Source organism: Pantoea sp. S-LA4, assembly GCF_054482835.1.
Genome location: NZ_JBTLRC010000002.1, coordinates 3,375,031 through 3,384,711 on the forward strand (window position 1 = coordinate 3,375,031; position 9,681 = coordinate 3,384,711).

At 51.3% G+C, this 9,681-nt stretch carries 13 protein-coding genes; 1 reads left to right on the plus strand and 12 read right to left on the minus strand.

Going from position 1 to position 9,681, the window contains the following annotated elements:
• Window positions 1-15 precede the first annotated feature (15 nt).
• Genes rplB through rpsJ form a run of 5 tightly spaced genes read right to left on the minus strand, consistent with a single transcriptional unit; the run spans window position 16 to window position 2,743 of the window.
• Window positions 16-837, minus strand: coding sequence for a 50S ribosomal protein L2 (gene rplB, locus ACX3P5_RS16735; protein ID WP_094121648.1), 822 nt, complete (start codon window positions 835-837; stop codon window positions 16-18).
• 17 nt (window positions 838-854) lie between these two features.
• A complete protein-coding gene (rplW, locus tag ACX3P5_RS16740; protein ID WP_094121649.1) occupies window positions 855-1,157 on the minus strand; it encodes a 50S ribosomal protein L23 in 303 nt (100 codons plus the stop codon).
• Window positions 1,154-1,759: a 50S ribosomal protein L4 gene (gene rplD / locus ACX3P5_RS16745; protein WP_003850711.1), complete on the minus strand. Its 606-nt coding sequence runs from the start codon at window positions 1,757-1,759 to the stop codon at window positions 1,154-1,156. The genes rplW and rplD overlap by 4 nt, the downstream gene beginning before the upstream one ends.
• A gap of 10 nt (window positions 1,760-1,769) precedes the next feature.
• Window positions 1,770-2,399, minus strand: coding sequence for a 50S ribosomal protein L3 (rplC, locus tag ACX3P5_RS16750; RefSeq protein WP_003850712.1), 630 nt, complete (start codon window positions 2,397-2,399; stop codon window positions 1,770-1,772).
• A 32-nt stretch (window positions 2,400-2,431) separates the two neighbouring features.
• A complete protein-coding gene (gene rpsJ / locus ACX3P5_RS16755) occupies window positions 2,432-2,743 on the minus strand; it encodes a 30S ribosomal protein S10 (RefSeq protein ID WP_001181005.1) in 312 nt (103 codons plus the stop codon).
• A 398-nt stretch (window positions 2,744-3,141) separates the two neighbouring features.
• Here rpsJ and ACX3P5_RS16760 point away from each other — a divergent pair, with 398 nt between their 5' ends.
• Window positions 3,142-3,921 carry a prepilin peptidase gene (locus tag ACX3P5_RS16760; RefSeq protein WP_458969013.1) on the plus strand — a complete coding sequence of 260 codons (780 nt, stop codon included), beginning with the start codon at window positions 3,142-3,144 and terminating at the stop codon, window positions 3,919-3,921.
• On the opposite strand, the gene bfr is transcribed toward ACX3P5_RS16760, so the two are convergent.
• The 7 genes from bfr to tusB form a co-directional block, all read right to left on the minus strand.
• Window positions 3,908-4,381, minus strand: a complete 474-nt coding sequence (gene bfr, locus ACX3P5_RS16765; RefSeq protein ID WP_094121650.1) for a bacterioferritin — start codon at window positions 4,379-4,381, stop codon at window positions 3,908-3,910. The two genes, ACX3P5_RS16760 and bfr, sit on opposite strands and share 14 nt — an antisense overlap.
• 109 nt (window positions 4,382-4,490) lie before the next feature.
• Window positions 4,491-4,685 (minus strand): bacterioferritin-associated ferredoxin, encoded by a 195-nt coding sequence (gene bfd, locus ACX3P5_RS16770; RefSeq protein WP_094121651.1) that lies wholly within the window; start codon window positions 4,683-4,685, stop codon window positions 4,491-4,493.
• 177 nt (window positions 4,686-4,862) lie between these two features.
• Window positions 4,863-6,047, minus strand: a complete 1,185-nt coding sequence (tuf, locus tag ACX3P5_RS16775) for an elongation factor Tu (RefSeq protein ID WP_105099977.1) — start codon at window positions 6,045-6,047, stop codon at window positions 4,863-4,865.
• 68 nt (window positions 6,048-6,115) lie between these two features.
• Window positions 6,116-8,230 carry an elongation factor G gene (gene fusA / locus ACX3P5_RS16780; RefSeq protein WP_031376823.1) on the minus strand — a complete coding sequence of 705 codons (2,115 nt, stop codon included), beginning with the start codon at window positions 8,228-8,230 and terminating at the stop codon, window positions 6,116-6,118.
• A 90-nt stretch (window positions 8,231-8,320) separates the two neighbouring features.
• The gene (gene rpsG / locus ACX3P5_RS16785; RefSeq protein ID WP_003852909.1) at window positions 8,321-8,791 is read right to left on the minus strand and encodes a 30S ribosomal protein S7; all 471 of its coding nucleotides are present in this window, start codon (window positions 8,789-8,791) and stop codon (window positions 8,321-8,323) included.
• A gap of 96 nt (window positions 8,792-8,887) precedes the next feature.
• Window positions 8,888-9,262: a 30S ribosomal protein S12 gene (rpsL, locus tag ACX3P5_RS16790; RefSeq protein ID WP_003852912.1), complete on the minus strand. Its 375-nt coding sequence runs from the start codon at window positions 9,260-9,262 to the stop codon at window positions 8,888-8,890.
• Between the two features lie 124 nt (window positions 9,263-9,386).
• A complete protein-coding gene (gene tusB, locus ACX3P5_RS16795; RefSeq protein WP_458969014.1) occupies window positions 9,387-9,674 on the minus strand; it encodes a sulfurtransferase complex subunit TusB in 288 nt (95 codons plus the stop codon).
• Window positions 9,675-9,681 lie beyond the last annotated feature (7 nt).

A 9,681-nucleotide genomic window follows, 5' to 3' on the forward strand; every position in this document is an offset into this window, starting at 1 on the left:
GCTTATCCTCTAATATTATTTGCTACGGCGACGTACGATAAACTTATCGGTACGCTTGTTGCTACGGGTCTTCTTACCTTTGGTCTGAACGCCCCACGGAGTGACCGGGTGCTTACCAAAGTTACGACCTTCACCACCACCGTGCGGGTGATCAACTGGGTTCATCGCGGTACCACGAACGGTCGGACGAACACCACGCCAACGGGCTGCACCAGCTTTACCCAGAACGCGCAGCATATGCTCAGCGTTGCCGACTTCGCCCAGTGTTGCGCGGCAGTCAGATTCGACTTTACGCATTTCACCAGAACGCAGACGCAGGGTAACGTAAGAACCTTCACGCGCAACGATCTGCACGTAAGCACCGGCTGAGCGAGCAATCTGACCGCCTTTGCCTGGTTTCATTTCTACGTTATGCACAGTAGAACCCACCGGGATGTTACGCATCGGCAGAGTGTTACCTGCTTTGATCGCAGCATCAACGCCAGATTGGATCTGGTCGCCGGCTTTCAGGCCTTTAGGGGCCAGGATATAACGGCGCTCGCCGTCTTTGTACAGAACCAGTGCGATGTTCGCAGAGCGGTTCGGATCGTACTCAAGACGTTCAACAACTGCCGGGATACCATCTTTGTTGCGTTTGAAGTCAACCAGACGGTAAGCCTGCTTATGACCACCACCGATGTGACGGGTAGTGATACGACCATTGTTGTTACGGCCACCGGATTTGCTGTTTTTTTCTACCAGCGGGGCAAATGGTTTGCCCTTGTGCAGCTCCGCGTTTACCACTTTAACTACATGGCGACGACCCGGAGATGTCGGTTTACATTTAACAACTGCCATTGTCTTTCTCCTCCGACTTACTCAGCGCCGCCAGCGAAGTCCAGATTCTGGCCTTCTTTCAGGGTGACGTAAGCTTTTTTCCAGTCGCTACGACGACCGATACGCTGTCCGTGACGCTTAACTTTACCCTTAACAACCAGGGTGTTTACGTCTTTAACTTCTACTTCGAACAGTTTCTCAACAGCAGCAACGATCTCTGCTTTGGTCGCGTCATTAGCAACTTTGAGAACGATGGTATTGGTTTTTTCCATCGCGCTAGATGCTTTTTCAGATACGTGCGGCGCGCGCAGTACTTTCAGCAGACGTTCTTCACGGATCATGCCAGCATCTCCTCAACTTGCTTAACTGCATCAGCAGTCATAACGACTTTGTCGAAGGCGATCAGGCTAACTGGGTCGATACCTGATGCATCACGCACGTCTACCTTGTACAGGTTACGCGCAGCCAGGAACAGATTCTCATCCAGTTCGCCAGTGATGATCAGCACGTCTTCCAGCGCCATGTCTTTCAGTTTCTGTACCAGCAGCTTGGTTTTCGGTGCTTCTACAGCAAATGATTCGACAACGATCAGACGATCTTGACGTACCAGCTCGGACAGGATGCTTTTCAGCGCGCCGCGGTACATCTTTTTGTTAACTTTTTGACTGTGGTCCTGCGGCTTCGCAGCAAAGGTCACGCCACCTGAACGCCAGATTGGGCTCTTTACAGAACCTGCACGCGCACGGCCGGTGCCTTTTTGACGCCATGGCTTTTTGCCTGAACCAGTTACTTCAGCACGCGTTTTCTGCGCACGAGTACCCTGGCGGGCGCCAGATGCGTAAGCAACAACAACCTGGTGAACCAGCGCTTCGTTGAAATCACGACCGAAGGTAGTTTCGGAAACAGTCAGCGCGCTCTGCGCGTCTTTCAATACTAATTCCATTGCTATCCCCTTACGCCTTCACAGCTGGTTTAACGATCAGGTCGCTACCGGTTGCACCGGGAACTGCACCTTTAACCAGCAGCAGGTTGCGCTCAGCGTCAACACGTACTACGTCCAGACTCTGAACGGTTACGCGCTCATTACCCAGCTGACCTGCCATTTTCTTGCCTTTGAACACTTTGCCCGGAGTCTGGTTCTGACCGATTGAACCCGGAACGCGGTGAGACAAGGAGTTACCGTGAGTCGCGTCCTGGGTACGGAAGTTCCAGCGCTTAACGGTACCGGCGAAACCTTTACCTTTAGAGGTACCGGTTACGTCAACTTTTTTAACTTCAGCGAAAATCTCAACGCTGATGCTCTGACCTACAGAGTATTCTTCACCTTCAGCGGTGCGGAATTCCCACAGGCCACGGCCAGCTTCAACGCCAGCTTTAGCAAAATGACCAGCTTCAGGTTTGGTCACACGGTTTGCTTTTTTAGCACCGGTGGTAACCTGAATTGCCTGGTAACCATCGTTTTCCAGGCCTTTGACCTGAGTAACGCGGTTCGCTTCAACTTCGATTACGGTGACGGGGATAGAAACGCCATCTTCAGTGAAGATGCGGGTCATGCCCACTTTTTTACCGACTAAACCAATCATTGTTTCAACCTCTCAATCGCTCGATGACCTGATTAACCCAGGCTGATCTGCACGTCAACACCGGCAGCCAGATCCAGACGCATCAGAGCATCAACGGTTTTTTCAGTTGGCTCAACGATGTCTACCAGACGCTTGTGAGTGCGGATTTCGTACTGATCACGCGCATCTTTGTTAACGTGCGGAGAGATCAGAACGGTAAAGCGCTCTTTGCGGGTTGGCAGCGGGATCGGACCACGAACCTGCGCACCAGTGCGCTTGGCGGTCTCAACGATTTCCGCGGTTGATTGATCGATCAGACGATGATCAAACGCTTTAAGACGGATACGGATTCTTTGGTTCTGCATGAGACCAGAGCTCCAAACTTTTTATAGACGAAAAAAATTACTACTCGAGCCCATTACGATTGATGGGAGAGTGTAATCGTTCAGCATATAACTCCCCAATTGGGAGTATTGTCAGGCGGCCTAAAATTCTGCCGTCTGCGATTCTGCTCGAATCGCGCCTGCAATATCTGCAGGCCCGCGCATTATACGTAAATCTGCTCAGGAAGCAACCCGTGTTGACCTTTTCCCTGGGATTATCGCCGGATGTTTTTCGATCGGCCTCGCTCTACACCATCCTATTCGGCTCTGTTTCAATCTTTTACTGCGCGCCATTTCCCAATAAGGCGATCGGCGCCATGACAGCCAAGCGGATTACGCGCAGATTCACGCCAGACCTTTTATTCCACTCAGGAACCGCTATGAACTCGCTTCAGATGGCGATTAACGCCGTTACCCTTATCGCTGGCAGTGCATTAGGCAGCTTTATCGCACTGGCCTCTCATCGCTACTCACCCGCTTTCTCGCCTGCCCGCTGGTTTGGCGCACTCTGCTCACCCGGCTCGCAGTGTGACTGCTGCCAACATCGGCTCCTGTGGCGCGACAGCTTACCGCTGATAAGCTGGCCAGCCTTAAAGGGTAGATGCCGCTTCTGCCGTCAGCCTGTTAGCCCGTGCAGCCTGATGACAGAGATGCTGATCGCCCTGCTCTGCCTGCTGGCACTCAATACGTTTACGCAGATAACGGACTGCCTGTTCATTATTGCCTGCTCTTGCCTGCTGCTGTTACTGGCCGCGATTGACCTTCGGCATCTCTGTCTGCCTGACCCGCTCAACGCTATGCTGCTCTGGCTGGGTTTAACCCATGCGATGACGACGGGATCTGAAGCGATAGCGATTGCAGGTGGCCTGGCAGGCTATTGCTCGCTTTGGCTGCTGGGCTGGGGCTATCGGTTGTATCGAAGGCGTGACGGGCTGGGATATGGCGACATGAAGCTGTTTGCGGCGCTGGGTAGCTGTTGTGGCTGGCAGGCATTACCCTGGATAGCCGTGGGAGCGACATCGCTGGCACTGGGGTGTGTGGTGATTGGGTATTGGCGTGGATCTAAAGCGTTAAGTAACAGCCCGCTGCCGTTTGGCCCATTCCTGGCCATCGCGGGCTGGGTGATGATTGTGCTTCAGACGCGCTTTACTCTTCTTTGATCTGCGCCTGCAGATAGTTCTGAATCCCCATTTTCCGGATAAGCTCAAGTTCGGTTTCGATCCAGTCGATATGGTGTTCCTCATCGGCGAGGATTTCTATCATCATGTCACGACTGACGTAGTCATGAACTTTGTCTGCATAGGAGATCGCTTCACGCAGATCTTTTGCCCCTTCCAGCTCCAGCGCAAGATCGGAACCCAGCATCTCTTCAACATCTTCACCAATGCGAAGCCGGCCTAAGTCCTGCAGGTTGGGAATGCCTTCCAGAAAAAGAATGCGTTCAATGTACTTGTCGGCATGCTTCATCTCATCGATCGATTCGTGGTATTCGACATCGTTGAGGCGTGTCAGCCCCCAGTTTTTGAACATCCGTGCATGCAAAAAGTACTGATTGATGGCAACCAGCTCATTTCCAAGCAGTTTATTGAGATGACTGATAACTTTTATGTCGCCCTTCATTGTTAACCCTCCGCGTCCGGTTTATTAGAGCGTAGATGCGGTTAAAAAGAAGTCAAAAAAACGCGACAAATAATGTGGTTATTCACACAGAGAACAGATTGCCCGATGCTCAGGCAATCTCTTTATACAGCGGGGCATGCTGCATCTCTTCGTTCATGATTTCACGCGCAGCGCGAATACATTTACCACACTGCTTGCCAACCGGAACAAGTTGACGAAGCTGCTGGATAGATTTGGGCTGATAGCGGCGTACAACTTCACGAAGGGTTTTATCACTTACGGCATTACACAGGCAGACGTACATTGACTCATCACTCAGGTACATTTTCTGTACACAGTGTAAATGCGAATCGTTTTTATTTCAAACCCAGCCTTTGTGGGGACTTACCCTTGCCTTTTCGGCCGACAAAAAAAAAGAGCACCGAAGTGCTCTTTTATTCTGTTGCAGTGGCCGTTTACACGACCACAGCAGATATCACAATTAAGCGATAACTTTAGCAACAACACCCGCGCCAACGGTACGGCCGCCTTCGCGGATTGCGAAGCGCAGACCTTCGTCCATAGCGATTGGGTGGATCAGGGTAACAACCATTTTGATGTTGTCGCCTGGCATTACCATTTCCACGCCTTCTGGCAGCTCTACTGAGCCAGTTACGTCAGTTGTACGGAAGTAGAACTGAGGACGGTAACCTTTGAAGAACGGAGTATGGCGGCCACCTTCGTCTTTAGACAGAACGTAAACTTCTGACTCGAACTGGGTGTGTGGCTTGATGCTGCCTGGCTTAGCCAGAACCTGGCCACGCTGGATGTCTTCACGCTTGATACCGCGCAGCAGAACACCACAGTTTTCGCCTGCCTGACCCTGGTCCAGCAGCTTACGGAACATCTCAACACCGGTACAGGTTGATTTCGCAGTATCTTTGATACCTACGATTTCAACTTCGTCGCCGACTTTAACGATGCCGCGCTCAACACGACCGGTAACAACAGTACCACGGCCAGAGATTGAGAATACGTCTTCGATTGGCAGCAGGAACGGCATATCGATCGCACGCTGTGGTTCTGGGATGTAGTTATCCAGATGCTCAGCCAGTTCGATGATTTTCGCTTCCCACTCAGCTTCGCCTTCCAGCGCTTTCAGCGCAGAACCACGAACGATTGGAGTATCGTCGCCTGGGAAGTCATAAGCTGACAGCAGGTCACGAACTTCCATCTCAACCAGTTCCAGCAGCTCTTCATCATCAACCATGTCGCACTTGTTCAGGAACACGATGATGTAAGGAACGCCAACCTGACGACCCAGCAGGATGTGCTCACGGGTCTGTGGCATTGGGCCATCAGTCGCAGCAACAACCAGGATCGCGCCGTCCATCTGCGCAGCACCGGTGATCATGTTTTTCACATAGTCGGCGTGGCCTGGGCAGTCAACGTGTGCGTAGTGACGGGTCGGGGTTTCATACTCAACGTGTGAAGTGTTGATGGTGATACCACGTGCTTTCTCTTCTGGTGCGTTATCGATCTGATCGAATGCACGCGCCTGGCCGCCGTAAGTTTTAGACAGTACGGTGGTGATAGCTGCAGTCAGGGTGGTTTTACCGTGGTCGACGTGACCGATGGTGCCCACGTTTACGTGCAGTTTGTTACGCTGAAATTGCTCTTTCGCCATGGCGATAATTCCTTACGTTGTGCCTTCACCATCTGGGTGAAGGCATCAGTTCAAATTTAAACCGTAGCTTATTTGCTACGAGCTTCAATAACGGCCTGCGCTACGTTGTTTGGCGCATCGTCATACTTCAGGAACTCCATGGAGTAAGAAGCACGACCTTTGGTCAGAGAACGCAGCTGAGTTGCGTATCCGAACATCTCAGACAACGGAACTTCAGCGTGAATCTGAACGCCAGTAGCGTTAGATTCCTGCCCTTTGAGCATACCACGACGACGGCTAAGGTCACCGATGACATCACCCGTGTTCTCTTCTGGCGTTTCAACTTCAACCTTCATGATAGGTTCAAGCAGAACAGGTGTCGCTTGTTTAAAGCCTTGTTTGAAGGCAAGAGACGCGGCCAGTTTAAACGCCAGTTCTGAGGAGTCGACATCGTGGTAAGAACCGAAGTGCAGACGCACGCCCAGATCCACAACCGGGTAACCAGCCAGAGGGCCTGATTTCAGCTGCTCCTGGATACCTTTGTCAACCGCAGGGATGTATTCACCAGGAATCACACCACCTTTGATGTCGTTGACAAATTCGTAGCCTTTCGGGTTCGAACCTGGCTCCAGTGGGTACATGTCGATAACAACATGACCATACTGACCACGACCACCAGACTGCTTGGCATGTTTACCTTCAACATCGGTAACTTTGGTGCGAATCGCTTCACGGTAAGCAACCTGTGGTTTACCCACGTTTGCTTCAACGTTGAACTCACGCTTCATACGGTCAACGATGATGTCGAGGTGCAATTCACCCATACCGGCGATGATGGTCTGGTTAGATTCTTCATCAGTCCATACGCGGAATGATGGGTCTTCTTTTGCCAGACGGCCCAGAGCCAGACCCATTTTTTCCTGGTCAGCTTTGGTTTTTGGCTCAACGGCGATAGAGATTACCGGCTCCGGGAACTCCATGCGCTCAAGGATGATGACGTTATCTGGGTCACACAGGGTGTCACCAGTGGTCACATCTTTCAGGCCGATCGCAGCTGCGATATCGCCCGCACGAACTTCTTTAATCTCTTCACGCTTGTTAGCGTGCATCTGAACGATACGGCCCAGACGCTCACGGTTTGACTTAACCGGGTTAAACACGGTGTCACCCGTGTTAACAACACCAGAGTAAACGCGGAAGAAGGTTAAGTTACCCACGAACGGGTCGGTAGCGATTTTGAACGCCAGTGCAGCAAACGGCTCGTTGTCATCAGAGTGACGAACAGCCGGCGTGTCTTTACCGTCGTCCAGCATACCGTTGATCGCGGTAACGTCAGTCGGTGCTGGCAGATATTCAACAACTGCATCCAGCATCGCCTGAACACCTTTGTTCTTAAATGCAGAACCACAGGTTACCAGGATAATTTCGTTGTTCAGAACACGCTTACGCAGAGATGTTTTGATCTCTTCTTCAGTCAGTTCTTCACCACCGAAGAATTTCTCCATCAGCTCATCAGAGCCTTCAGCAGCGGCTTCAACCAGCTTCGCGTGCCATTCTTCAGCCAGTTCCTGCATATCAGCTGGAATATCTTCGTAGTCGAAGGTTACACCCTGATCTGCGTCGTTCCAGTTGATTGCTTTCATTTTCACCAGGTCAACAACACCAGTGAATTTCTCTTCTGCGCCGATAGCCAGCTGCAGAGGAACTGGAGTTGCGCCCAGACGAACTTCCATCTGGTTAACAACTTTCAGGAAGTTAGCACCCATGCGGTCCATTTTGTTAACGAACGCAATGCGTGGAACTTTATATTTGTTAGCCTGACGCCATACGGTCTCAGACTGTGGCTGAACGCCACCAACTGCACAGTAAACCATTACCGCGCCATCAAGCACACGCATAGAACGTTCAACTTCGATGGTGAAGTCAACGTGTCCTGGGGTGTCGATGATGTTGATGTGGTGTGGTTCAAACTGCTTGGCCATACCAGACCAGTAACAGGTGGTCGCAGCGGAAGTGATGGTAATACCACGTTCCTGTTCCTGCTCCATCCAGTCCATGGTTGCTGCGCCGTCATGTACTTCACCGATTTTGTGGTTTACACCGGTGTAGAACAGAACGCGTTCGGTAGTGGTAGTCTTACCGGCGTCGATGTGCGCACTGATACCGATATTACGGTAGCGAGCAATGGGTGTTTTACGAGCCATTTGATTCCTCTGATTCTCGGACGTTCAAGGTAAGTCGACCCCAGCGGGTTGGCTGATTGAGCGCCCGCTGGTTTAACATCTACGTGGTGATTACCAACGGTAGTGTGCGAACGCCTTGTTGGCTTCTGCCATGCGGTGAACGTCTTCACGTTTCTTAACTGCTGTACCTTTGTTCTCTGCAGCATCAGAAAGTTCGTTCGCCAGGCGAAGAGCCATTGATTTATCACCGCGTTTACGAGCAGCATCTACGATCCAGCGCATTGCCAGAGCATTACGACGAACCGGACGGACTTCTACTGGTACCTGATAAGTAGAACCACCAACGCGACGTGACTTAACTTCGACAGTCGGACGCACGTTTTCCAGGGCTACTTCAAAAGATTCCAGCGCGTTTTTACCTGAACGCTGAGCCAGGGTCTCAAGCGCGGTATAAACGATTGATTCTGCAGTAGATTTTTTACCATCTACCATCAGGATATTTACAAATTTGGCCAGCAGCTCTGATCCGAACTTAGGATCTGGCAGAATTTTACGCTGACCAATGACGCGACGACGTGGCATGGAAATACTCCGTTGTTAATTCAGGATTGTCCAAAACTCTATGAGTTTATTTTGACATTTAATTTAAAACGTTTGGCCTTACTTAACGGAGAACCATTAAGCCTTTGGCTTCTTCACGCCGTACTTGGAGCGAGCCTGCTTACGGTCTTTAACACCTGAGCAGTCAAGCGCGCCACGAACGGTGTGGTAACGCACACCTGGCAGGTCTTTTACACGACCGCCACGGATCAGGATCACGGAGTGTTCCTGCAGGTTGTGACCTTCACCACCAATGTAGGAGGTAACTTCAAAACCGTTAGTCAAACGCACACGGCAAACTTTACGCAGTGCTGAGTTTGGTTTTTTAGGAGTGGTGGTGTACACACGAGTACAAACGCCACGTTTTTGCGGGCAAGCTTCCAGCGCCGGCACGTTGCTCTTTGCAACTTTGCGGACGCGTGGTTTGCGAACCAGCTGGTTAACTGTTGCCATTAAATAGCTCCTGGATTTGCTTTTGCTTCGTAAACACGTAATAAATCGCCTCGTAGAATTACGAGGAGGCAGAATTTTAGGGCTGCGTCAAAAGGGTGTCAAGAAATAACCAGGTTTTAGACGATTACCAGGTCATTTGTTGTGGATGCTTTACCGTCAGTGCGACGAAACCAGTATAGTCCACCGGACGCACATTGGTTGAAATTTGTCCAGCCAGGCCGCGGGCGCGAACATCTTCTTCCAGCACCCACAGTGCTGCCGCACAGCCTGAAAGCTGTTGCAGCGCCCGGCTTCCGGCTAGAGCGGCAAGCACGCCATCCTGCAACAGCAGTATGTCGTCATCCGCGCCAGCCATTAACAGCAGTGTCTCAAGATCGCTGTAGGCCGGTGAATGCAGGAGCGTGTGCAGCATGAAAAGC